We start from the raw sequence: 23892 nt of genomic DNA on the forward strand, positions 1-23892 counted from the left end.
CTTAAAGTAGATTTGAAACATTTTAAGCCTTCTAACTTATAATTTTAGCTTACCAAGTTTATTCATGAATTTCAATTTTTACAAATTGGATTTCGAGCATAATTTAATAAACGTTAGTGGTGGCTGAATTAATATTTTCTAGAATTTCTTTAAGTCTTGCTAGAAATTGACCGCATACGAGCCCGTCAAGCACACGATGATCCAGAGATAAAGAGAGGTTCACCATATCTCTTGCCGCAAACATATCATTCATAATGACTGGACGTTTAACAATTGATTCCACCTGTAAGATAGCCGCTTGCGGATGATTAATCACACCCATCGAAGAGATGGAGCCAAATGACCCTGTATTATTGACAGTAAATGTTCCACCTTCCATATCACTTTGAGTTAGTTTACCATCTCTAGCTTTAGATGCCAGCTCATTAATGTCTTTCGCAATTCCTTTAATGCTTTTTTCATCAGCATGTTTAATGACCGGAACAAACAATTCTTGTCCCTTCGCTACTGCAATCGATAGATTAATATTTTTCTTTTGGATGATCTTGTCTTCTGCCCACATACTATTTAATTGTGGGTATTCTTTTAATGTTTGAGCAACAGCCTTTACAAAGAATGCAAAGAACGTCAAATTGAATCCTTCTTTTTCTTTAAATTCACCTTTAATTTGGTTACGATACTTAACAAGATCTGTCACATCAACTTCAACTGTCATCCAAGCATGTGGAATTTCTGTTTTGGATTTGACCATATTATTGGCAATAGCCTTTCTAACACCCGTAACTGGAATTTCAACGTCTCCATCTTGGACTGGAGGAGCAGACTTACTCACCTGTTCAACGCTTCGTTTCGGTGACGTATCTTTAACTGGCTCTGTTGGCATTTCTGTTTTGGCTACTTTTTTAGGTGTTTCGCCCGATTTAATGATTCTCTCAATATCTTTCCGACTGATGCGACCACCTTTACCTGTCCCATCGACTTGTTCTAAATCAATATCGTTTTCTTGAGCCATTCTCAGTACCGCTGGAGAATAACGCTTTTTCATAGACTGGTCTTCCGGTTTTGACTGGGAAACTTCTGTCTTCGAAATTTCTTCTCTTTTATCCGAACCATCAGATGTTTCGGTTGGCTCCTGACTTCCCTCAGTTTTGATATAGCACATGAGATCCCCAACAGCTATTGTTTCACCTTCACTAGCAACAATTTCTGTAATTGTTCCAGCAATAGATGTGGGGACTTCAGCATTTACTTTATCCGTCATAATTTCTGCTATGGGATCGTATTTATTAACTTGATCCCCTTCTTTAACAAGCCACGAACTAATCGTTCCTTCAGTAACACTTTCTCCAAGTTGCGGCATAGTGATTTTTTCAGTCATTTGTAAACCTCCTTCATTCAAAATTCCGCGAGTTCGCGCATAGCGTGTTCAACTTTATCTGGATTAATCATAAAATATTTCTCCATTGGAGGAGAGTATGGCATAGCAGGCACATCTGGTCCGGCCAATCTCTGAACTGGTGCATCAAGGTCAAACAGACAATTTTCTGAAATTATAGCTGCCACTTCACCGATAATACTACCCTCCTTGTTATCTTCAGTGACTAATAATACCTTTCCAGTTTTAGAAGCAGCTTCGATAATCGCTTCTTTATCAAGTGGGTATACAGTTCTTAAATCAAGAATATGAGCGTCAATTCCTTCTTCAGCTAGTTTTTCAGCTGCTTGCAAAGCAAAATGAACACCAATACCGTAAGTAATAACTGTTATATCCGAACCCTCTCGTTTCACATCGGCTTTTCCAATTGGTAGAACATAATCATCTTCAGGCACTTCCCCTTTAAGTAAACGGTAAGCACGCTTATGTTCAAAAAATAGGACTGGATCATTATCTCGAATCGCCGCTTTTAATAATCCTTTAGTATCGTAGGGGGTGGAAGGCATTACAATTTTCAAACCAGGTTGATTTGCAAATACAGATTCAACCGATTGAGAGTGATAAAGAGCTCCATTTACGCCACCACCATATGGCGCTCTAATAGTAATAGGACAATTCCAATCATTATTAGAGCGGTATCTAATCTTAGCAGCTTCAGAAATAATTTGGTTCACAGCAGGCATAATAAAGTCTGCAAACTGCATTTCTGCCACAGGACGCATACCATACATAGCAGCGCCAATGCCCACACCCGCAATAGCTGATTCAGCTAATGGTGTGTCTAAAACTCGTGCTTCACCGAACTCATCATAAAGACCATCTGTTGCTCTAAACACGCCACCTTTTTTTCCAACGTCCTCTCCAAGTACAAAAACTTTTTCATCACGTTGCATTTCTTCTTTTAAAGCTGTTGTAACAGCTTGTATATAAGTCATAATTGCCATAAGTACGTCCCCTCCCTACTCTTCATATACATATTTCAATGTTGATTCCGCCTCTGGATATGGTGCATTTTCTGCATATTCAGTAGCATCATTGACAATGTCATCAATTTCATCTGTAATTTGCTTTGCTAAATCTTCAGTTAGGACACCAGCTTCTTCCAAATATTTTTTGAAGACTAATATAGTATCTTTTTTCTTCGCTTCTTCTAATTCAGCACTTTCACGATATAAACGATCGTCATCATCACTTGAATGGGCAGTTAACCGATCTGTCATCGCTTCGATTAATGTTGGTCCACCTCCATCTAAAGCACGCTCTCTCGCTTCTTTAACAACTTCATACACCGCGAGTGGATCATTTCCATTAACTGTTAAACCTGGCATACCGTAAGCTTGGCCTCGGTCAGCAACGCTTTTTGCTGCGACTTGTTTCTCAAGTGGGACTGAGATGGCATATTTATTGTTTTCCACCATAGTAATAACCGGTAATTGATGGACACCTGCAAAATTAAGGCCTTCATGGAAATCCCCTTGGTTTGATGACCCCTCTCCAAGTGTTACAAAAGAAACAATGTTTTGTTTCTCCATTTTTGCTGCTAACGCTACACCTACTGCATGGGGAAGCTGCGTTGTAACTGGAGAAGAACCAGTCAAAATCCTATTTTTCTTTTGTCCGAAATGTCCAGGCATTTGACGGCCGCCTGAGTTTGGGTCCTCAGCTTTAGCAAAAGCAGATAACATTAATTCTCTCGCCGTCATTCCAAAGGCTAAAACCACACCTACATCTCGGTAATACGGAGCTGTATAATCAACATCTCTATTTAGAGCAAATGACGCACCTACTTGAGCACCTTCTTGCCCTTGACATGAGATAACAAACGATAGTTTGCCCGCCCTATTTAAAAGCCACATTCTCTCATCTAACTTTCTTGAAAGCAGCATCGTTTTATACATTTCTATGACATCTTCATCTTTCAAACCTAATGCTTTATGACGATTAGTAGTCATAATAAGTTCCCTCCTTTATTTGATTAACCATGAATTTGTTTTCCATCAACAGCAAGTGCCGCTTCACCCATAACCTCAGATAATGATGGATGAGGATGTATTGTTTGGGATATTTCCCAAGGGGTAGCATCAAGTACTTTTGCTAGACCTGCTTCAGAAACCATATCAGTAACATGAGGTCCCACCATGTGTATACCTAGTAAATCTTCTGTCTTTTTGTCCGCTATCACTTTAACAAATCCTTCAGAGTCACCATGGACTAGGGCTTTCCCTATCGCTTTAAAAGGAAATTTTCCTACCTTGATTTCAAAACCCTCTTCTTTGGCTCGCTCTTCTGTTAAGCCAACGCTAGCAATCTCAGGATTTGAATAGACACAACTTGGAATATTATTATATTCAATTGGGTCTGGAGCTTTATTTGCGATTGATTCAATTGCCACAATTCCTTCGTGAGAAGCCACATGAGCAAGCTGCATGCCACCGATGACATCACCAATAGCGTATATATGTGATTCCTTTGTTTGATACAAGTCATTTGTTTGTATGACACCATTTTCAACAATGATATCTGTATTATCAAGACCGATATTATTTATATTCGCTTCTCTTCCAATCGAAACGAGCATCTTATCAGCTTGGTAGATCTCTTTACCGTCAGCCATTTCAACTTCAATGGAAATTCCCTTGTCTTTCTTAAGTGTGTCATCTAGCACTTTAGCATTTTTCACAAAGGTTATACCTTTTTTCTTTAGAAGTCTCTCAACCTCTTTCCCAATCGCTTCGTCTTCTGTAGGTAGGATGCGATCCAGGTATTCAATCACAGTAACTTCCACACCGAAATCGGCCAACATGGATGCCCATTCAATACCTATAACGCCCCCGCCAACGATAACGATAGAAGATGGCAGCTCCTGCATTTCTAAGGCTTCATCTGAAGATAAGACATATTCTCCATCATATTCTAGACTACCTAAGATTCTTGGACGTGAACCAGTAGCGATAAGAACATTCTTAGGTACAATCATGGTGTTTTCTTCCCCTGATTCGTACTCAATGGAGATAGTTCCTGCTACAGGAGAAAAGATGCTAGGCCCTAAAATTCGACCATACCCATTAAATACATCTATCTTACCTTTTTTCATTAAGCCTTGTACACCTTGATGCAGGGTTCTTATGATACTATCTTTCCTCTCTTGGACCTTTCCAAAATTTAATGACACCTCTGAAGTATCAATTCCATACTGAGCAGCTTCTTTCGTCTGCTTATAAACTTCGGCACTTCTGAGCAAGGCCTTTGAAGGAATACATCCCCGATGCAGGCATGTTCCTCCTAATTTTGATTTCTCTACGATAGCAACCTGTAATCCGAGCTGTGCTGCGCGAATAGCGGCTACATAACCACCTGTTCCTCCACCAAGGATGACTAAGTCGTAATCTTTACTCACTTGCTTCACTCCTTTTAGAGTATATTTTTGGTTCTTCTATTTGTTGTAAGACTCTTAAAGTTCCTTCAGTTAGCGCTTGGAGTTCATCTTCACCAGGATATACCAGAACATCGGCAATCCAATTGATACGGGTTGATATCATTTCGACAAAAGTTTTCCCATAGGCTAAGCCACCAGTTAACACGATAGCATCAATTTCCCCTTGACAAACTGTACTCAAGGCACCAACTTCTTTGGCTATTTGATAAGCCATGGCGTCATAAACCTCTTTTGCCTTTTCATCACCCTGTGCAATTCTTTGTTCCACCTCAATAGCGTCATTTGTGTTAAGATAAGCCATTAAGCCACCTTGCCCTACAAGCTTTTTCATTACTTCATCTATATAATATTGACCTGAAAAGCAGAGTGAGACAAGATCCCCAACTGGAATGGTTCCGGCACGTTCTGGTGAAAAGGGACCGTCACCATGTAGGCCATTATTAACATCTACCACTTTTCCGTGATGATGCATACCTACAGTTATCCCACCACCCATATGTACAACAACCAGATTGATATCTTCGTATAACTTGTCTAACTCTCTAGCGGCTCTTCTTGCTACGGCTTTTTGATTTAAAGCATGAAAAATACTTTTCCTAGGAATTTCAGGTACACCAGAATAGCGGGCAATGTCATGCATCTCATCAACTACAACTGGGTCAACGATATAGGCTGGTATATTAAGATTAAAAGCAATTTCGTAAGCAATAATCCCCCCAAGATTGGAGGCATGATTCCCGTTGTAACCTAATTTAAGATCTTCTAGCATAGGTTCATTAACAACGTAAGTACCACCTTCTATTGCTCGAACCAAGCCTCCTCTGGCACACACAGCGTCTAACTTTGAAATACTGATTCCTTCATAGTCTAAATGATCGAGAATCACTTTTTTCCTGAAATCATATTGATCAATTATCCTGTAATACTCCGTTAATTTCGTTTTATGATGGCGGATTGTTTTTTCGAAAATACATACTTCATTATTAAAAACACCAATTTTAGTAGATGTTGATCCAGGATTAATAACTAAAATTCTAAAGGTCTTTTGCACGACCCAACCTCCATAGGAAGCCTATCTGCGGCTTAAGATATGATGTTCATTAAGTAAGAATTGGTTTCTAGATTCTTTCATTGACCTTATACGCTCTTCCGCCATTCGATCTGCAGCTATTGCAGTCGGTATATTTTCTTTCCTAGATATTTCAAAAACATTTAATAAAATATCGTAAATTTCTTCTACTTTTTTCATGGCACGGTCTTGATTGTAGCCGACAAGTTCATCAGCAACATTGATGACACCACCTGAGTTAATAACATAATCAGGAGCATAGACAATCCCTTTTTCGTGGATAATGTCACCATGTTTGGCAGTTTTTAATTGATTATTTGCAGAGCCCGCTATGACTTTTGCTTTTAAAACTGAAAGAGTTTCATCATTTAATGTAGCTCCTAATGCACATGGTGAGTAAATATCACAGTCTACAGAGTATATGTCATCTGGATCGACTGCCCTGGCACCAAATGCTTCAACAGCACGATTAACCGCCTCTTTATTAATATCGGTTACGATTAATTTAGCGCCTTCTTTATGCAAATGACTGCAAAGTGTAAAAGCAACATTTCCGACTCCTTGTACAGCAATCGTTTTACCTTCTAGTGAATCATCACCAAACGCTTCTTTGGCAGATGCTTTAATTCCTTTATAGATACCATAAGCTGTAACAGGAGAAGGGTCTCCACCTGACGAACCATCTGCTGCTGATATTCCGGTAACAAAATCGGTTTCCATATGAATTAGATCCATATCTTCTACTTTGGTTCCCACATCCTCAGCGGTGATATAACGACCATTCAAACTTTGAACGTATCGACCGAAAGCTCTAAACAATTCTGGGTTTTTATCCTTTTTTGGATCCCCCATTATGACTGCTTTACCACCGCCGAGATTGAGTCCAGCAGCAGCGTTTTTATAAGTCATTCCTCTTGCTAATCTTAATGCATCTTCAATTGCTTCACTTTCCGAATTATAAGTCCACATTCTAAGACCACCTAGAGCCGGGCCAAGTGTTGTATCATGAATAGCGATAAAAGCCTTTAATCCAGAGTTTTTATCCTGACAAACCACTAGTTGTTCATAATCATACTCTTCCATATAAGTTAATATTTCCATTTTAAATCTCCTCCTAATATAATTAATTATTTAGACGCGGTTAAAGCTAACAATAGAGAATACATTTTACTATCACTTGAATCAGAACGTGATGTTAATACAATAGGTACTTTAGCACCGCTGATAATTGATGCAACTCTAGCATTTGCAAAATAAACAAATGATTTATAAAGAGCATTACCAACTTCCAAGGTCGGGACTAATAAAATATCAGCTTTACCTGCCACATTTGAGTTGAGGCCTTTATGCCGAGCTGCTAATTTAGAAACCGCAGTATCAAAAGCAAGCGGGCCTTCAACCTCGCACCCTTTAATTTGATTGCGCGTTGCCATTTGCGTCAAAAGTGCCGCATCTATTGTGGATGGGATTGCTTCATTTACGACTTCTACCGGTGCCAAAGCAGCCACTTTTGGATACTTGATATTTAATTGATGTGCAACTTGAACAGCATTTTGAATAATATCTGATTTTTGCTTTAAATCTGGTTCTATATTCATCGCCGCATCCGTCAATAAAATAAGTCGATCCTGAGTAGGAATTTCAAACACAGCGACGTGAGAAAGAGCTGTAGAAGTCCTTAAACCATATTCCTTATTCAAAACGGACTGTAATAAAGTTTTGGTTGGAATATTACCTTTCATTAAGATGTGTGCTCGACCATCTCTAATTGACTTAACCGCTTCCATTCCTGCTTGTGAGCTTACTGTATCTACTATTTCAATCAGCGGGTTGTCCAAATCGAGCCCGGCTACTTCGGCAAAGGTGATAAGATTTTTGTGATCATCAAATAAGATGAAAGAACAATAATTTTTTTCAATAGCCTCTTTAACAGCTAATAACACCTGCTTATCAGCTGCATTAGCTATAGCAACTATAGATTTATTGATATTAACATTCTGAATAAGCGAAAGTATTTTATTCATATGATGCCATTCCTTCCTCAACTAATAGTATGCAAATACCATGCCAACTCGAATTACTTGAAAGCGCTTTAGTGGTAAGTGGATATAGTATGAAGTAATGTGCATGCTTGCAATAAATTGCATGCCTTTTTATTCAAGTTCAAATTTTTCCATCTTATAATATAGACTGCGGATTGATATGCCTAAGGTTTTAGCAGTCTTGGTTTTATTGCAGTCATTTTCTCTATACGCAATTTTAATATACTCCTTCTCATACCGTTCCATAGCTTTTTGAAGGGGGTGACTCGTATTAATATCTTCGAGAGACATAGGTAATACTTTATTGGTTTGTGTCATCGCTGGCAAGTGAATTTGTTCAATAACTTCTTCATTCATATCCATATAGATCATTGCCCGTCCAATCACGTTTTCTAATTCCCTGACATTTCCTGGCCAATGGTAGTTATTTAAGATACTTAATGCATCTTCAGATATTGATTTCACGTTTCTTCCATAATCTTGATTTATTTTTTGTATAATACGTTGAACTAATATGGGGAGATCTGCCAATCTTTCTTTAAGTGGTGGAATGGTAATTGGTAATCTGCTTAAACGGTAATATAAATCTTCTCTAAAAGTTTTGGTCATGATTGCTTTTTCCAAATTTACATTTGTTGCAGCAATTACACGCACATCAAGAGGAATCGGTGTCGTCCCGCCTACTCGTACAATTTCATTTTCTTGTAGAACACGCAAGAGTTTAGCCTGCATATTAAGCGAAAGTTCACCAATCTCATCAAGAAAAATACTCCCCATATTCGCTTCTTCAAAATACCCTTTTTTACCTCCACGTTTCGCTCCTGAAAAAGCACCTTCTTCATAGCCAAACAGTTCACTTTCGAGTATACTTTCCGCTATTGCCGCGCAGTTAACTCGGATGAATTTATTATGTTTTCGTTCACTTTCGTTATGTATAGCATGAGCAAATAGTTCTTTACCTGTACCAGATTGCCCGCGCAGTAACACAGTTGCTGGCGTTTTAGCCCCAACTTTTGCCTGTTCAAGAGCTATTGTCATTTCTGTCGAGCTAGCGACAATATCATCGAATGTATATTTCGCCTCAAGATTACGGATAATCTGGCGTGCCCTCTTTAATTCAGTAGTTAATGCTTTTATTTCAGATACATCATGTATGACCCCAACACTTCCCTTAATTTGTCCCTCAACAATGACTGGAGCCACATTCACAAGAACATCTTTTTTACCTGGTCCTACCTTCATTCTTGCACTACGAACTGGACGCCGAGTCTGCAATACTTTCATATGCATACTCTCGCCCTCAGATATATCCGCCGTAGCTGGCTTACCCACTACATCACTCTCTTGAAGGCCAGTAATTCTTGTATATGCAGGGTTAATCATCATACCGATTCCATTTTCATCTACTACACTAATGGCTTCGTCTGAAGAATGAATAATAGCTTCAAGTAATGTTTTTATTTCGACAAGGTCGGTGTTTTCTTCAGCCAGGTTGACGACTTCAGTAATGTCTTTAAACACGGCCAAGGCACCCTTTAAATGATTTTCCTCATTGATTATCGGGATCCTTGTTGCAACAACTTTTTTACCATTTTCAAGCAATAATTTTTGATTTACTTCCTTCCGTCTAGATTTTAAGACATGGGGTAGCCTAGTATTGTTAACAATTTCTCCGATGTATTTTCCTTTAACCTTTTCTTTATCAACACCCAGAATTTTATTTGCACTCGGGTTAATGAAGTCAATAATCCCTTCTGTATTAATAACTATCATTCCGTCACGAATGTTTTGTAAAATTAACTCTTGATTAATTGCCTGCGTCCTCAATTCATCAAGTAATATTTCTTTTTCTTCAAAGAGTTCCGATATTATATAAGCAACTGTACCTGGAATAACAACAACATCATGTTCAGCCTCAAATAATTCTTTTAGAACTTCTTCATTTCCCGTTGCTTCAATAATTATATCTATTTTTTCATTCAGCCATTTTTTCCAATCGGTTCCAACTTGAACATCCAAGTCTTTAGCAATCAATAAACCCTTTGCAGCGGGATTCTTATCAACAATACCGACAACTTCCATTTGTTCTGTTTCGTGTAATATTTTTAAAAGTGCGCTTCCACCTGCACCAGCACCTACAATAAGGATACGTTTCATGTTTTCCCACCTTGCATTTTAATGCATGTATTTATTTTATATCACTGTGCAACTTATTTCAAATCTCTTTTCATATTATGTTCTTAACTTCTCTGTTATAATATTAGAGAAGATATTTTATAATTAAAATACATATTAGACAAGCCTTTAAAGGAGAACAAGACTAAATGGTTAGAATAATTGCTGTTTCGTTACTTTTAATACCAGGGGTTATTTCTGCGATTGGAATAAAACTAATGAGGGATACATTATTTGATGATTTTCATCCTTTGTTTTATCATGTAGGCATTCAATTCGGAGTGGGACTTATACTATTTATTGTCGGAATTGCTTTCATTACTGGATTTATTGTTCATAGAGATCGGAAGAACAACCTTATAGAGAGAAATAAACGCTTAAAAAATAAGGATCACTGACACCGTTTGTCAGTAATCCTTATTTTTAACTAGCACGATGTTCTAATCTCAAACGATCGGCGACCATGGCGATGAATTCACTGTTGGTTGGTTTTGCTTTTGATACACTGACAGTATGTCCGAACAATGCAGATATCGAGTCAATATTACCTCTGCTCCAAGCAACCTCTATCGCATGGCGAATAGCTCTTTCCACTCTTGAGGATGTTGTCTTGAATTTTTTTGCAATATCCGGATAAAGAATTTTAGTAATTGACCCTAATAATTCTATATCATGGTATACCATTGTTATTGCTTCCCGTAAGTACATATAACCTTTAATATGGGCAGGAACACCAATTTCATGAATAATATTTGTGATACTGGCTTCTAAATCCTTCTTTTTACGTTCTTTTCGATTCCCTTCTGACGAAATGACTGGTTGAGGTAAAACAGCACTGTCCTCAGCTTGTCTAATTTGGTTTGCTAAATGTTCCAAATCGAAGGGCTTTAATATAAAGTAAGATGCACCTAAATCAACGGCTTTTTTCATCACTTCTTCCTGACCAAAAGCTGTTAACATAATAACATTCGGAGGCTTCTTCATATTCATTTCACGAATTGATTGCAATACCGCCAAACCATCAACATGAGGCATAATAATATCGAGCACTAACACGTCCGGCTCTTTTTCCTCAATTAAATCTAAACAATCTCTTCCATTAAATGCTTTTCCTACCACATCAATGTCCGTTTGTTCATTAAAATACTCTTCCATCATATGAATGAGTTCTTTATTATCATCCACTAAACATACTGAAATATTCTCCACTATTATTCCTCCCTTTAAACACGTGTCCATACTATGTATTCGACAGAACCTTAAAATATCCTTTTATTATTTGAAAAAAGATTGGTTTTTCTCATTTTTTCTCAATAATGCTTTTAATATCGTTGTTTTTCGATAGCATGCACCAAAGAGCGACAAAAATCATTGTGTTTGTCGAATAATATTTAAAAGAAATTAAAAGAAAAAAATGAGAAAGAACTTGTAGGAAACGCGACTATCTATTCCTACAAGTTCTTTCTTAACTAGCTATTTCTTCTTTAAAGATGTCAAGACCAGCCTCTTGCATCATCCATTCGATATGAACTCCATAACCTGAAGTGGGATCGTTAACAAAAACATGCGTTACAGCTCCAATTACTTTATCATCTTGAATGATTGGACTGCCACTCATTCCTTGAACAATACCACCAGTTGCTTCTAATAATTTAGGATCCGTTATTTGAATAACCATTCCTTTTGTAGCCGGAGATTTTTGAGGAGTACTGCTAACAACTTTCACATCAAATTCTTCAACTTCCTCGTCATTAATCACTGTTAATATTTTGGCAGGCCCTTCTTTAACCTCGTGTGATAATGCTATTGACATCGGTTTATCATATTTATTATTTTTTATATTTTTTTCTAACTCTCCAAACACTCCAAATGGGCTGTTCTTCGTAATCGAACCAAGTTTATTTTCTTTGGTGGAAAACTTCGCTTGTTTCTCTCCAGGAGTCCCATTATTTCCCCTTTCGATTGAAGTAACGGAGGAACCTACAATTGTACCTTCATGAATTTCTATAGGTTTCTTTGTATCCATATCAGAAATGACATGACCTAACGCCCCGTATTTCTTTGTCTCTGGATCAAAAAATGTCATTGTTCCTATTCCTGCTGCGGAATCTCTAATATATAATCCAATCTTAAATTCATCGACTTTTTTATCTTTTGTCGGGTTTAATGAGGTATTTATTTCTTTTTTACCTCTTTTAAGAGTAACATCCAAGGTATTTCCTTTCTCACCTGCTTTTTCAACATAGGGTTTTACTTCTTTCATATCATTAATGTTATTACCATTAATTTTAACAATAATATCACCTACATTAATATCTGCCTCTTCGCCGGGTGAAACAGTTCCGTCTTTAGTATTCACGAGATGATGCCCAACGACAAGAACTCCTAGTGTATGCAGTTGGATACCTACAGATTGTCCTCCTGGGATAACTTTTTTGTCCTCTAGAACAGACAAATCGACTTTCTTAATTGGAATCCCAGCGTATTTATACGTGAGTTCAGATTGACCTGTATCTTTTGGAAAAAACGTTGAAGAATCTATAGCTTGGACACTTTCATTTCCATCAACATTTATCGACGTGCCCATTGTTGGAACTTCAATAGGGGATTCATTATTTAAAGTTACTATCTGATTAGGGATGGAGACGTAACTTTGCATAGAGGGTATAAAAGGAACTAAGAACAAAGCGATTAGTAATGCGGTCCCGATCCAAAAACGGGTACTTTTTATTTTTTTCACCAACATTCACTCTCCTCGTTCCTCACCCATACCATTTTTATTGTCTGTACCTATAATTTGACCTTTAAACTGTTTTTTTAAACGGTGAAAGATAAGTTAAAGTTGTATAACAATTCCTGAAAAACCAGAGTATAAAAAAGAAAAAGCTGAAAACGATAGTTATATAAAGAGTTTCTTAATTTATTTCTTGTTTTTTATAGTTCTCTGCTAAATGTAGCATTTCACTGGCATGCTCCTTTGCTGTTTCCGTTAATTTTGTGCCAGTAATCATTCGACTTAATTCCTCTACTTGTTCATTGGGCTTAAGTTCAAATAAGTTGGTCGATGTTCGATTTTTATTTTCCCCTTTTTCGATAAGTGTATGCGTATCTGCCATAGATGCTACTTGAGGTAAATGAGTAATACAAAGCACTTGGGAATCACGTGATATCTGATATATCTTTTCGGCAATAGCTTGAGCAACTCTACCACTAACACCTGTATCAACTTCATCAAAAATAACACTAGTGATGCCTTGATGGTTTGAAAAAATCTTTTTGAGTACAAGCATAATACGAGATAGCTCTCCTCCTGAAGCAACTTTATCAAGTTCTTTTAAAGGCTCACCTGCATTTGTTGATATCATAAATCTAATCTGGTCAATCCCATTTTTATAAAATTTTACAGGATGATTTTCAAAATAGGTGAGTGCATTTTCATCAATTTCTGGGATAAAAGCAATTGAAAAAGATGCTTTTTCTAAATATAAACTGGCAAGTTCATCATGTACCTCATTAATTAAGGAGTTGGCAGCCCGTCTCCTTAAGTCATGCAGATGTTTCGCCTCTAAAAAAGTATCTTTCTTCATTTCAGATATTTGTTCAACTAATCGATTTAAATGAGAGTCTTTATTTTTAATTTCATCAATCTCTTCTTCAATCTTAGCCATATATTCAAGTACATCATTTACAGTAGCACCATATTTCTTTTTTAACCGATTAATTTCGTTAAGCCGTGATTCAATTTCATTTAAGCGCGCAGGATTATATTCTAATGTTTCACTAAAGTTTCGCAACGCAAACGATAGTTCTTCAATATTATAATAATAAGATGTTAGTTCTTCTGCTTTTTCCGAAAGAAAATCATTATAGTTTCGTCCATCTTGCAGGGATTGTTGGGCTATATTTAACCAATCAAGCCCTTTATTCTCACCATATAATGCATTATAGGCGTCCTGAACACTGGTAAAAATTCGTTCAAAGTTGGCTAAATGGCTTAGTTCTTCTTCAAGTATTTCATCTTCATTCGGATTGAGACTCGCCTCTTCAAGTTCTTGAAGTTGAAATTCCAACAAGTCCAATCGGTGGGCCATTTCCTGCTCGTTATTACTAAGTTTTCTATATCGATTTTCTAAATTAACTAGCTCATTATACAGGTAAGTATAATCTTCTTTCGCTTTCATTATTTCATCTCGATTGTATAGATCCAATAAGTCAATATGATTTTCTGGGTGCATTAAAGATTGGGTCTCATGCTGACTATGAATATCAATTAATGTACTGCCAAACTCACGTAAAATGGCAAGAGTAACTAACTTTCCATTGACTCGACAAATGCTTTTTCCACCGGCTGTAATTGTCCGGTGTAAGACAATTTGCTCATCTTCAATGTCAATTCCGAATTGTTTGCTGACGTTGTAGATTGGGTGGTTTTTGGGATTTATTATAAACAACCCTTCAATTTCGGCTTTTTTTGTTCCATGACGTACAAACTCGACTGATCCACGTCCCCCTGCAAGTAATTGTACTGCATCGATGATTATTGATTTTCCCGCTCCAGTTTCACCTGTTAAAACGGTTAAGCCATCGTTAAATGTTACGGATATCTCGTCAATGATAGCAAAATCTTTTATGGATAATTCTGTTAACATCATATACACCCCATAGGTTCATTAGTTGCTTAAAAAGTAGCTTTTTTAAAGAAGCAGTGAGGGATATACCTAACTAAGTTAAAGCATACTTATAAAACGATTTTGTATTATTTTCGCATCTTGTTCTTTTCGACAAATAATTAAACATGTATCGTCTCCGCAAATCGTCCCCATAATCTCTTCCCAATCTAGATTATCAATCAGGGCTCCCACTGCATGAGCATTACCAGGTAACGTTTTCAATACAATAAAATGACTAGTATAATCTATTTTCACAAAAGCATCACGAATAAGGCGCTTTAATTTATCATGTGGATTAAATCGTTGATCAGCTGGCAAACTGTACTTATATTGGTTATTTTTTGTCGGAACTTTAACTAAATGGAGTTCTTTTATATCTCGGGAAATAGTAGCTTGCGTCACTGTAAATCCCTGTCTTTTCAACTCGTTAGCAAGTTCATCTTGAGTTTGGATTTCACTTTCTGTTATCAATTCTCTTATTTTTATATGCCTCTGTACTTTACTCATATCAAATCCCCTTAATACCAGTTATATTTCTGCTAATTCTTTATGGGCCGAGAGTACAAGTTGAAGCAAATTTTCATCTCCATAGTCATTCTCTTCTTTTTTGGTTTCCCAGCGAAAATAACCTAAAAATTCAATATTACCGTCTCCACCTGTGATTGGGGAGTAAGTAATATTTTGTACTTTAAACCCTTCTTTTTTTGCGAATGAAAGTATTTGCCTTAATACACCTAGATGAACTTGCTTGTCCCTGACAATTCCTTTTTTTCCAACTTGTTCTTTCCTTGCTTCAAATTGAGGCTTTATTAAAGCAACAACCTCACTATCACGCGTTAGTATTTTTTTCAAAACAGGTAAAATCAATTTTAAAGAAATGAAGGATACATCGATGGTAGCAAAATTAGGTGATCCATTTTTAAGTAGATCTGGTGTAACATAACGAAAGTTGGTTCGCTCCATAACTATAACACGTTCATCGTTTCTTAATTTCCAATCCAATTGGTTGTACCCAACATCAATGGCATAACTTAACTTCACCCCATTTTGCAGAGCGCAATCAGTAAATCCGCCTGTAGATGAGCCAACATCCACCATTATTTTATTTTGAAGGTTTATATCAAAAGAAGTTAACGCTTTTTCTAATTTTAAACCACCACGCCCCACATATGGTATGCTTTTCCGTTTAATAGTAAGGGAAATACTGTCATCAACTTTCAGACCTGGCTTATCAAGTCTTAATTGTTCAGAGAAGACAGTACCGGCCATAATAAAGCGTTTAGCTTCTTCTTGGTTATCGACCAAACCTCTTTCCACTAATAATAAATCTAAGCGTTGTTTACCCATTACCGACAGTCCTTTTTAATATCAATTAGTTTTAGTTTAAATATGAGTGAATTTTTTTATTCTTTTCGAAAGATAGTGATTTTAAGTTTTTTTTCAAGAATATAAATTGTCTTACCAGTAAAATGAATAATGGTGGTTGATGAATTGATAGCTACGTACTTACCGATGGCTTTGCCACCTACTGTTAACGCTGCGACAATGCTCGTTATCATAACTGACAGTGTTATTTCAAGTGGCGATCCGTCACTTTCTCCAAGTAAATTTGTAATTTGGAGGACAACCAGTGCAGTAGCCGTCCCACTAACAATTCCAGAAATATCACCAATTACATCATTACAGAAGCTAGCAAATTTATCTGCATTCCTTATGATGGTAACAGCTTCCTTTGCTCCTGGGACTTTTTCAGCAGCCATAGCATGAAATGGCGCTTCGTTAGCCGATGTGGAAGCAATTCCTACCATATCAAACAAAACACCTATTAACACAATAATTAGTACAACAAAGAGTCCGACTAACCATACAACTCTACTTAAAATGGATGAAGATATAACTGAAAAAATAGCCGCTAACACAAATGTGATAACGGCAATGGTAATACTGAATTTGAGCGAACGTTTTATTTGAGGATTCATAATTTACTCCATAAAATTATAATTATGTAATGAGGAATGGTCATTCAAGCGGTTAAAACTGCGGCTTAGGTCCAGTAGGTTTTCCCAGATAGTTACCTCATGTTGCCATGTAGGCGGTTCCCCTTTAAAGCTATCTTAACTTTGTCACCAAAAGTTAGACTGGATTACCACTTAGTCCACACTATAATCCCGCTTGAATGTATTTATAAAATAACAGTCTAGGAGATTTCCTCGACAACCTTTAACCGTTTCCTAGCCCCTTTTGCAGTGATGCTTTCATAGAGATAAAATAGACAAGCCAGCGGCCGACCGGCTTTTCATTTGAGATTCTAATCCTCTCATCTACCACTCAGGGCAGGCTACGCTGCACATAAGGTGTCCCTTTCCTTGTTATGCAGGTTCATACCCCATTTCATAGTGGTTCCTAGGCTTAGTCCCCACTACAAAGATGGGCCTCCACGGTAATCGGGTCAACGCCCGCATGCCTTTGCGGATCGCCCGAAAACCTTAACTCCCAGCATTGACCCAAAGCTGGGCGCCTCAAGCCAACACAAGGAACTTCATCGATATGCCCTTTAGCGGATTTTTAGCCCCGCCTTCAGAAACGGAGGGTTGACTAGAATACTATACCATCCCTAATCATCCCTATTATACCATATGATCAAGAAAATATATAGACAATCAATGATCCCTTTGGCTGAAATAATCTGTCAAAGCCATAAGTATAGATGTATCTGCTTGAGCCTTTGTCAATGCTTCTTTAGCACATTGGACATATTCATTTTTTTTATCAATGGCACCTTGTAGACCTAAAAGTTTAGGATAGGTACTCTTTTCATTATCTTCATCGCTACCGACTGCTTTTCCAATTTTTTCTTCATCGCCAGTAACATCTAAAATATCATCCTGGACTTGGAATATTAAACCTAGGTAATATGAAAATCGTTCCAACTCAGAAATCTGAGCTTCTGAAGCGCCGCCTAGATATGCACCTATTGAAATAGCAAACTTGAGTAATTCACCTGTTTTCGATGTATGAACCCGTTCCAAACCTTCCAAATTCACGCCATGATTTTCAGCTTCTAAATCAAGGATTTGACCACCCACCATACCTTCTGGCCCACTAGCTTTAGCTAAAAGTTTAACAACTTCTACCTTTTGTTCTATTGTTAGAAGAAGATCACGTGCAATGATTTCAAAACTATAAGTTAACAATCCATCTCCTGCTAAAATTGCCGTAGCTTCATTAAAGACTTTATGGTTTGTCAATTGACCTCTACGATAGGTATCATCATCCATCGCGGGAAGGTCATCATGAATAAGAGAATAAGTATGAATCATTTCTAACGCAACAGCAGATGATACAACAGGACTAATATCTTCCTTAAACACTTGGTAGCTTGCAAACAACAAGACGGGTCTCAGCCTCTTCCCACCAGCTTGCAATGAATATAACATTGACTCCTTTAATTGCTCTGGTATATCTTGATCGCGAAAATAGTCTGTAATTTTATTATCAATTAATGTTTGTTTTTCACTTATATATTCAGTTAAATTAACATTCACGCTCATTCGTCCTCCTGAATATCAAAAGGTTCAAGTTTTCCTTGTTCGTTTACTATTTTAACTATTTTTTCCTGAACATTTTTCAGTTTATCACTACATACTTTAGATAACTTCATACCCTCTTGGTAATAATTAATGGCTTTTTCCAAAGGTACATCGCCTTCTTCTAATTTTTCAACAATTTTTTCTAACTTTTCCATAGTTTCTTCAAATGTCATTGCATCTGGTGTATCCATCGGTTATTTCTCCTCTATTTCTAAGACTTGACAATCCAAATGTCCATCGGATAATTCCACTTGTATTAAGTCATTTTTAGCGACTTGCCCTTTACTTTTAATTAATTCTCCATTTGTTGTAAATGGGATAGCAAATCCTCGTTTCATCACTTCTAGCGGGTTTAGTAATGAAAGCTTGTCAATAGTCGCCGATAAATTCAAGGTTTTTTTCTCGAGAACTCGATTGAACGCTTGTTTATGTTGTTTCATTAATTGATTCAACATTCGTTTAGATTCGTTCAATTGTTTATAAGGGGGCTGAGACATAAGTCTTTTATATACGTTGTTAAATCTATCTTTCCGAAGTTCTACTTGTGCTTCTGTTATTCTATCTAGTCTTTCGATTGATTTATCCAACTCAAGTTCTTTTTGCCTCAACAATTGCTCTGGATAACGGAAAGCATATGATTGATTAAGACGTCTGAGTGTTTTTTCCTGTAAATAAAGTTTATGCTCCATTGTTTTAGATAGTCTTTGTTGCCAGACCGATAATCTGTCAAGCAATTCTTGCTGGGATGGGACGGCTATTTCCCCAGCTCCTGTGGGAGTAGGCGCTCTTAAGTCTGCTACAAAATCACTAATGGTGTTATCTGTTTCATGTCCAACAGCTGAAATAATCGGAATACGTGATTGGTAGATAGCCTTTGCAACTATTTCTTCATTGAAACTCCATAACTCCTCTATTGAGCCACCACCCCGTCCTACAATTAGAACATCAAACATATTCATTTGATTAGCTTTGTTTATAGCATCAACTATTGTTCCGGGGGCATTTTCTCCTTGAACCAAAACAGGAAGCACTGTAGTTTGAACAATGGGATAACGTCGTTTTAATGTTATAATTATATCCCTCACAGCTGCTCCTGTCGGTGATGTAATAATTCCGATATGTTGTGGATATGCTGGGATTGGTTTTTTTGTTTGTTGATCAAAATAACCTTGTTTAGATAATTTTTCTTTTAATTGTTCGTAGGCTAAAAATAAGGCACCAACTCCATCTGGCTCCATTTGATGGATATATAATTGATATTGACCAAACGCTTCAAATACGCTTATTTCACCTCTAATGAGAACCTTCATCCCGTTTTCGGGAATAAATTTTAAGAAGCGATTTTTCCCAGCGAACATTACTGCTTGAATTCTTGTTTGTTCATCCTTGATTGTCAAATACATATGACCACGATTATGATGCTTGAAATTTGAAATTTCTCCCATAAGCCAAACATCTTTTAAATGATTGTCGGTATCAATCTTTCGTTTTATATAACGGGTAAGTGCCGTTACTGTCAGGTACTTTTCACTCACCTGAAGTCAATCCTTTTACTGCTTTAATCGTATTGGATAAAAGCATTGTAATTGTCATTGGTCCAACGCCACGTGGAACCGGCGTAATATAAGATGCTTTTTCTTTTACTTTATCAAAGTTAACATCCCCGGTTAGTGAGCCATCCTCCGTTCGATTAATACCTACATCAATAACGACAGCTCCCTCTTTGATATGATTTTCATCAACAAAGTGGGCTTTACCTAAAGCGACAACAAGGATATCGGCATTTTTGGTGTATTCTTTTAAATTTGGTGTTCGAGAATGACAATATGTAACAGTAGCATTTTCATTTAGTAATAATTGTCCAACTGGTTTACCAACAATATTACTACGTCCTAACACGACAGCATGCTTACCTTCAATTGAAATATTTTTAGATTTTAACATTTTAATGATTCCGTGCGGCGTACATGGAAGGAAAGTATCTTGTCCCGTCATCATTCTTCCAATATTAACTGGATGGAAACCATCTACGTCTTTTTCAGGGCTAATAATTTCAATAACTTTTTGTTCTTCAATATGGTTTGGTAAGGGTAATTGAACAAGGATGCCATGAACAGACTTATCGTTGTTTAATTTCACAATTTGGGCCAGTAATTCATCTTCCGTTATAGTTTCATTTAATTCTATTAAATCTGATGAAATGCCCGTTTCCTCACAGGCTTTTTCCTTGCCTTTCACATATGATTTCGATGCTGGATTATCCCCTACAAGGATTACGGTTAAGTGAGGAGTCACGCCTGTTTTCTTTAACTGATTAACCTCTTCCTTCATTTTCATTTTCAATTCATGTGAAAGTTTTTTCCCGTCAATTATTTCTGCTACCATTTAAATCCTCTCCTTAAAGATGAAGTTATCTATATATTTGCTAAAATATTAAGAGGGAATTATTTTTGATAAGACACCATTGACAAATTTACCGGATTTTTCTTCCCCAAATTTATTCGCCAGCTCGACTGCCTCATTAATAGACACATTCTCCGGGATATCTTCTGCACATAATATTTCAAACGTAGCAATACGTAACACTGTTCTTTCTACTGATGCTAGTCGTGAAAGTGACCAATTTTCTAGGTGTTCAGAGATGGCCTCATCAATCGATTGTTTATTATTAATAACTCCTTCTACTAGATATGTTAAAAATGCATCATTCTTGTCGTTTTCCAATATATTATTTATAGCGATAACTGGTTCTATGTCATTTATATCAATCTGGAACAAAGTTTGAAAAGCTTTTTCTCTTGCTTCATGTCGTTTCATCTTTTACTACTCCTTTAAACACATCTAGTCAAATAATAACATGATTATTAATGCAATGCTATGATGGCAATTTATCTTCAAGAAATAGGTTTACATAACAGGATTATATTTAATAAACTAAAGGCCAAAAGACAACATCTCTTTTGGCCTTTCATCTTGGTGATTTATTCACTCATTCCTACTATTACCTAGATTATCTACCTTACTCATTTTGAGCGTCTTGATGGTCCATTTGAATCCCAACTACGTGAACATTGATTTCCGCAATTTCCAAACCAGTCATGTTTTTTAATGATTGTCTAATGTTTGATTGTAGTTTTTGTGCAATTTCTGGTATCGATACACCAAAATTCAAGACAACATGTAAATCAATTAAGATACCTTCTTCAGTTAATTCCACTTTTACACCTTTGCTATGAGATACTCCACCAAATCTTTCTACCACGCCTGTGGCGAAGTTACCTCGCATTGAAGATAAACCTTCAACTTCTGAAGCAGCAATTCCCGTAATGACTTCAATAACTTCTGGTGCAATTTCAACTTTACCTAAATCCGTATTCTCACTAACATTAACTAGCGATTGATGTTCACTCATGATTTCACTCCCTTTCTTCGGCTTTTTCAACGATTGGATTTTCTTCTAAAAAATTAGTATTGAATTTGCCGGATTTGAAAACTTGATGGTCCATGATCTCCCTATGAAAGGGGATTGTCGTTTTAACACCTTCGACAATAAACTCATCCAATGCTCGTTTCATTGTCTGTATTGCTTCTTCTCTTGATGACCCATAAGTAATGAGCTTGGCAACCATCGAATCATAATAGGGAGGAATCGAGTAACCCTGATATACTGCTGAATCTATTCTAACACCTGGTCCTCCGGGCGTTAGATACATTTTAACAGTACCTGGTGAAGGCATAAAATTATTAAATGAATCCTCCGCGTTTATGCGACATTCAATAGACCAACCCTCGAATTCAATATCTTCTTGCGAGAAAGCAATCGATTCATTATTAGCTATTTTTATTTGTTCTTTAATCAAGTCAATCCCTGTGACCATTTCGGTAACTGGATGTTCAACCTGTATACGTGTATTCATTTCCATGAAATAAAAAGTTTTGCTACTACGGTCAAAAATAAACTCAATCGTACCTGCACCCACATAATTAACGGCTTTAGCCGCCTTTACAGCTGCCTCACCCATCTTCTTTCTGATCTCTTTTGTTATACCAGGCGAGGGAGATTCTTCGATTAATTTTTGCAGACGTCTTTGTATAGTGCAATCTCTTTCACCAACATGAACAACATGACCATGTTTATCTGCTAAAACTTGTATTTCGACGTGCCTAAAGTCTTCAATAAATTTTTCTAAGTATACACCTGGATTTCCAAATGCTGTTTCGGCCTCTTTTTGCGTGATACGGATACCATTAAGAAGTTCTTGTTCATCTCTTGCCACCCGAATACCTTTTCCACCGCCCCCAGCAGTTGCTTTTATAATCACAGGGTAACCGATATCTTTAGCTACTTCCATCGCTTCTTCTTCATTTTCCAATATACCGTTTGATCCAGGTACTATAGGAACACCTGCTTTTTCCATTGTTTCCCTGGCCACATCTTTGATACCCATTTTTTGTATAGCTTCTGGAGATGGACCAACAAATGTAATATTACATTCATTACAAATCTCGGCAAAATCAACATTCTCAGCTAAAAAACCATATCCAGGATGGATGGCATCGACATTTGTTAAGGTAGCGATGCTCATTATATTTGTTATGTTTAAATAACTGTCCTTACTAAGTTTAGGACCCACACAATAAGCTTCATCTGCCAATTGTACGTGTAAAGCATCTTTATCTGCCTCTGAATAAACAGCTACGGATTCGATACCCATTTCCTTGCAGGCACGAATTATTCGGACGGCAATTTCACCTCTGTTAGCTATAAGCAGTTTCTTAATCAATTATTCCATCCCCTTATTTAGTTCTTTACTCTAAATAGTGGCTGACCATATTCAACTAATTCGCCATTTTCCACTAATATTTCTACAATCTCTCCTGTTGTTTCGGCTTCGATTTCATTAAATAATTTCATTGCTTCTACGATACAAACAACAGTTTCATTATTAACAGAATCTCCCACATTAACATAAACATCACTTTCTGGGTCTGGCGAGCTATAAAAAGTACCAACCATCGGCGATTGAATCTCATAATCATAATCTATATCTTTAGGCTCGTTTGTTTTGATTGTAGATTCAACCTTCACACTCGTTTCATCTTCAACGTCTACATTTTCTTTTGTAGAAATTTCTTCTTTTTGTGGCTGTGGCTTTTGTTCGATTGTTGAACTTTCTTTTTCATTTAAAGACTTCTTCATCGAGACTTTTGTTCCGTCTGTTTCATAAGTAAATTCATTAATGGATGAATCATCGATTAATTTGATTATTTCACGAATCTCCTGGACTTTTAACATGTTTGCAACCCCTTTATTTTTCAATAACATAAGTATTAATCCCTTCTATCTCTCTTAACATTTTACGCTATATCCTCATATAAATTCAACATTAATTATAGAAAGACAGTTTCATACCATTTTGAAATTATTATAACAGTGTTCTAGAATCAACGCTAATATATTTCGAAAAACTTTGA

General features: G+C 36.8%; 23 protein-coding genes. 1 reads left to right on the plus strand and 22 read right to left on the minus strand.

Annotated elements, in window-relative coordinates:
- Positions 1 to 103: 103 nt before the first annotated feature.
- From KQI49_RS05760 to KQI49_RS05795, 8 genes are all read right to left on the minus strand, one after another.
- A complete protein-coding gene (locus KQI49_RS05760; RefSeq protein ID WP_216487420.1) occupies positions 104 to 1378 on the minus strand; it encodes a dihydrolipoamide acetyltransferase family protein in 1275 nt (424 codons plus the stop codon).
- A gap of 17 nt (positions 1379 to 1395) precedes the next feature.
- Positions 1396 to 2379, minus strand: coding sequence for an alpha-ketoacid dehydrogenase subunit beta (locus KQI49_RS05765; RefSeq protein ID WP_216487421.1), 984 nt, complete (start codon positions 2377 to 2379; stop codon positions 1396 to 1398).
- Positions 2380 to 2394: 15 nt separating this feature from the next.
- The gene (locus KQI49_RS05770; RefSeq protein ID WP_216487422.1) at positions 2395 to 3387 is read right to left on the minus strand and encodes a thiamine pyrophosphate-dependent dehydrogenase E1 component subunit alpha; all 993 of its coding nucleotides are present in this window, start codon (positions 3385 to 3387) and stop codon (positions 2395 to 2397) included.
- 23 nt (positions 3388 to 3410) lie between these two features.
- Positions 3411 to 4832: a dihydrolipoyl dehydrogenase gene (gene lpdA, locus KQI49_RS05775; protein WP_216487423.1), complete on the minus strand. Its 1422-nt coding sequence runs from the start codon at positions 4830 to 4832 to the stop codon at positions 3411 to 3413.
- Positions 4825 to 5922 carry a butyrate kinase gene (gene buk / locus KQI49_RS05780; protein ID WP_216487424.1) on the minus strand — a complete coding sequence of 366 codons (1098 nt, stop codon included), beginning with the start codon at positions 5920 to 5922 and terminating at the stop codon, positions 4825 to 4827. The genes lpdA and buk overlap by 8 nt, the downstream gene beginning before the upstream one ends.
- Before the next feature lie 21 nt (positions 5923 to 5943).
- Complete coding sequence (locus KQI49_RS05785) at positions 5944 to 7041, minus strand: Leu/Phe/Val dehydrogenase (protein WP_216487425.1); 1098 nt, start codon at positions 7039 to 7041, stop codon at positions 5944 to 5946.
- A gap of 26 nt (positions 7042 to 7067) precedes the next feature.
- A complete protein-coding gene (locus KQI49_RS05790; protein ID WP_216487426.1) occupies positions 7068 to 7964 on the minus strand; it encodes a bifunctional enoyl-CoA hydratase/phosphate acetyltransferase in 897 nt (298 codons plus the stop codon).
- Positions 7965 to 8093: 129 nt separating this feature from the next.
- On the minus strand, positions 8094 to 10139 hold the full coding sequence (locus KQI49_RS05795) for a sigma 54-interacting transcriptional regulator (RefSeq protein ID WP_216487427.1): 2046 nt from the start codon (positions 10137 to 10139) through the stop codon (positions 8094 to 8096).
- Between the two features lie 167 nt (positions 10140 to 10306).
- On the opposite strand from KQI49_RS05795, the gene KQI49_RS05800 reads away from it, so the two are divergent.
- On the plus strand, positions 10307 to 10555 hold the full coding sequence (locus tag KQI49_RS05800; protein ID WP_216487428.1) for a DUF2627 domain-containing protein: 249 nt from the start codon (positions 10307 to 10309) through the stop codon (positions 10553 to 10555).
- A gap of 25 nt (positions 10556 to 10580) precedes the next feature.
- Here the strand turns inward: KQI49_RS05800 and spo0A are convergent, their stop codons facing one another.
- From spo0A to accB, 14 genes are all read right to left on the minus strand, one after another.
- Complete coding sequence (gene spo0A, locus KQI49_RS05805; protein WP_216487429.1) at positions 10581 to 11396, minus strand: sporulation transcription factor Spo0A; 816 nt, start codon at positions 11394 to 11396, stop codon at positions 10581 to 10583.
- 226 nt (positions 11397 to 11622) lie between these two features.
- Positions 11623 to 12903, minus strand: coding sequence for a SpoIVB peptidase (gene spoIVB / locus KQI49_RS05810; RefSeq protein ID WP_216487430.1), 1281 nt, complete (start codon positions 12901 to 12903; stop codon positions 11623 to 11625).
- A 169-nt stretch (positions 12904 to 13072) separates the two neighbouring features.
- The gene (recN, locus tag KQI49_RS05815; protein WP_216487431.1) at positions 13073 to 14806 is read right to left on the minus strand and encodes a DNA repair protein RecN; all 1734 of its coding nucleotides are present in this window, start codon (positions 14804 to 14806) and stop codon (positions 13073 to 13075) included.
- A gap of 78 nt (positions 14807 to 14884) precedes the next feature.
- The gene (gene ahrC, locus KQI49_RS05820; RefSeq protein ID WP_216487432.1) at positions 14885 to 15334 is read right to left on the minus strand and encodes a transcriptional regulator AhrC/ArgR; all 450 of its coding nucleotides are present in this window, start codon (positions 15332 to 15334) and stop codon (positions 14885 to 14887) included.
- Positions 15335 to 15355: 21 nt separating this feature from the next.
- Positions 15356 to 16174: a TlyA family RNA methyltransferase gene (locus tag KQI49_RS05825; protein WP_216487433.1), complete on the minus strand. Its 819-nt coding sequence runs from the start codon at positions 16172 to 16174 to the stop codon at positions 15356 to 15358.
- Positions 16175 to 16230: 56 nt separating this feature from the next.
- Positions 16231 to 16806, minus strand: coding sequence for a hypothetical protein (locus KQI49_RS05830; RefSeq protein ID WP_216487434.1), 576 nt, complete (start codon positions 16804 to 16806; stop codon positions 16231 to 16233).
- 681 nt (positions 16807 to 17487) lie between these two features.
- Positions 17488 to 18372 carry a polyprenyl synthetase family protein gene (locus tag KQI49_RS05835; protein WP_371817530.1) on the minus strand — a complete coding sequence of 295 codons (885 nt, stop codon included), beginning with the start codon at positions 18370 to 18372 and terminating at the stop codon, positions 17488 to 17490.
- Between the two features lie 2 nt (positions 18373 to 18374).
- Positions 18375 to 18608, minus strand: a complete 234-nt coding sequence (locus tag KQI49_RS05840) for an exodeoxyribonuclease VII small subunit (RefSeq protein WP_216487436.1) — start codon at positions 18606 to 18608, stop codon at positions 18375 to 18377.
- A gap of 3 nt (positions 18609 to 18611) precedes the next feature.
- On the minus strand, positions 18612 to 19952 hold the full coding sequence (gene xseA / locus KQI49_RS05845; protein ID WP_216487437.1) for an exodeoxyribonuclease VII large subunit: 1341 nt from the start codon (positions 19950 to 19952) through the stop codon (positions 18612 to 18614).
- The gene (gene folD / locus KQI49_RS05850; RefSeq protein WP_216487438.1) at positions 19945 to 20802 is read right to left on the minus strand and encodes a bifunctional methylenetetrahydrofolate dehydrogenase/methenyltetrahydrofolate cyclohydrolase FolD; all 858 of its coding nucleotides are present in this window, start codon (positions 20800 to 20802) and stop codon (positions 19945 to 19947) included. Before folD ends, xseA begins: the two co-directional genes overlap by 8 nt.
- 48 nt (positions 20803 to 20850) lie before the next feature.
- On the minus strand, positions 20851 to 21234 hold the full coding sequence (gene nusB / locus KQI49_RS05855) for a transcription antitermination factor NusB (RefSeq protein ID WP_216487439.1): 384 nt from the start codon (positions 21232 to 21234) through the stop codon (positions 20851 to 20853).
- 202 nt (positions 21235 to 21436) lie between these two features.
- The gene (locus tag KQI49_RS05860; RefSeq protein ID WP_216487440.1) at positions 21437 to 21829 is read right to left on the minus strand and encodes an Asp23/Gls24 family envelope stress response protein; all 393 of its coding nucleotides are present in this window, start codon (positions 21827 to 21829) and stop codon (positions 21437 to 21439) included.
- 4 nt (positions 21830 to 21833) lie between these two features.
- Positions 21834 to 23201: an acetyl-CoA carboxylase biotin carboxylase subunit gene (gene accC / locus KQI49_RS05865; RefSeq protein WP_216487441.1), complete on the minus strand. Its 1368-nt coding sequence runs from the start codon at positions 23199 to 23201 to the stop codon at positions 21834 to 21836.
- 17 nt (positions 23202 to 23218) lie between these two features.
- Positions 23219 to 23713 carry an acetyl-CoA carboxylase biotin carboxyl carrier protein gene (accB, locus tag KQI49_RS05870; RefSeq protein ID WP_216487442.1) on the minus strand — a complete coding sequence of 165 codons (495 nt, stop codon included), beginning with the start codon at positions 23711 to 23713 and terminating at the stop codon, positions 23219 to 23221.
- Positions 23714 to 23892: the final 179 nt, after the last annotated feature.

The sequence above is a fragment of the Virgibacillus sp. MSJ-26 genome, from assembly GCF_018918075.1.
Lineage (GTDB): Bacteria > Bacillota > Bacilli > Bacillales > Amphibacillaceae > MSJ-26.

Bases quoted from the DNA above. Each gene is read 5' to 3' on its own strand.
- KQI49_RS05790 (WP_216487426.1), bottom strand. From the start codon at position 7,964: ATGAATAAAATACTTTCGCTTATTCAGAATGTTAATATCAATAAATCT.
- KQI49_RS05840 (WP_216487436.1), bottom strand. From the start codon at position 18,608: ATGGATACACCAGATGCAATGACATTTGAAGAAACTATGGAAAAGTTA.
- ahrC (WP_216487432.1), bottom strand. From the start codon at position 15,334: ATGAGTAAAGTACAGAGGCATATAAAAATAAGAGAATTGATAACAGAA.
- KQI49_RS05830 (WP_216487434.1), bottom strand. From the start codon at position 16,806: ATGAATCCTCAAATAAAACGTTCGCTCAAATTCAGTATTACCATTGCC.
- spoIVB (WP_216487430.1), bottom strand. From the start codon at position 12,903: ATGTTGGTGAAAAAAATAAAAAGTACCCGTTTTTGGATCGGGACCGCA.
- folD (WP_216487438.1), bottom strand. From the start codon at position 20,802: ATGGTAGCAGAAATAATTGACGGGAAAAAACTTTCACATGAATTGAAA.
- KQI49_RS05785 (WP_216487425.1), bottom strand. From the start codon at position 7,041: ATGGAAATATTAACTTATATGGAAGAGTATGATTATGAACAACTAGTG.
- nusB (WP_216487439.1), bottom strand. From the start codon at position 21,234: ATGAAACGACATGAAGCAAGAGAAAAAGCTTTTCAAACTTTGTTCCAG.
- KQI49_RS05860 (WP_216487440.1), bottom strand. From the start codon at position 21,829: ATGAGTGAACATCAATCGCTAGTTAATGTTAGTGAGAATACGGATTTA.
- KQI49_RS05795 (WP_216487427.1), bottom strand. From the start codon at position 10,139: ATGAAACGTATCCTTATTGTAGGTGCTGGTGCAGGTGGAAGCGCACTT.
- KQI49_RS05760 (WP_216487420.1), bottom strand. From the start codon at position 1,378: ATGACTGAAAAAATCACTATGCCGCAACTTGGAGAAAGTGTTACTGAA.
- KQI49_RS05825 (WP_216487433.1), bottom strand. From the start codon at position 16,174: ATGGGTAAACAACGCTTAGATTTATTATTAGTGGAAAGAGGTTTGGTC.
- KQI49_RS05765 (WP_216487421.1), bottom strand. From the start codon at position 2,379: ATGGCAATTATGACTTATATACAAGCTGTTACAACAGCTTTAAAAGAA.
- spo0A (WP_216487429.1), bottom strand. From the start codon at position 11,396: ATGGACACGTGTTTAAAGGGAGGAATAATAGTGGAGAATATTTCAGTA.
- accB (WP_216487442.1), bottom strand. From the start codon at position 23,713: ATGTTAAAAGTCCAGGAGATTCGTGAAATAATCAAATTAATCGATGAT.
- recN (WP_216487431.1), bottom strand. From the start codon at position 14,806: ATGTTAACAGAATTATCCATAAAAGATTTTGCTATCATTGACGAGATA.
- KQI49_RS05800 (WP_216487428.1), top strand. From the start codon at position 10,307: ATGGTTAGAATAATTGCTGTTTCGTTACTTTTAATACCAGGGGTTATT.
- KQI49_RS05770 (WP_216487422.1), bottom strand. From the start codon at position 3,387: ATGACTACTAATCGTCATAAAGCATTAGGTTTGAAAGATGAAGATGTC.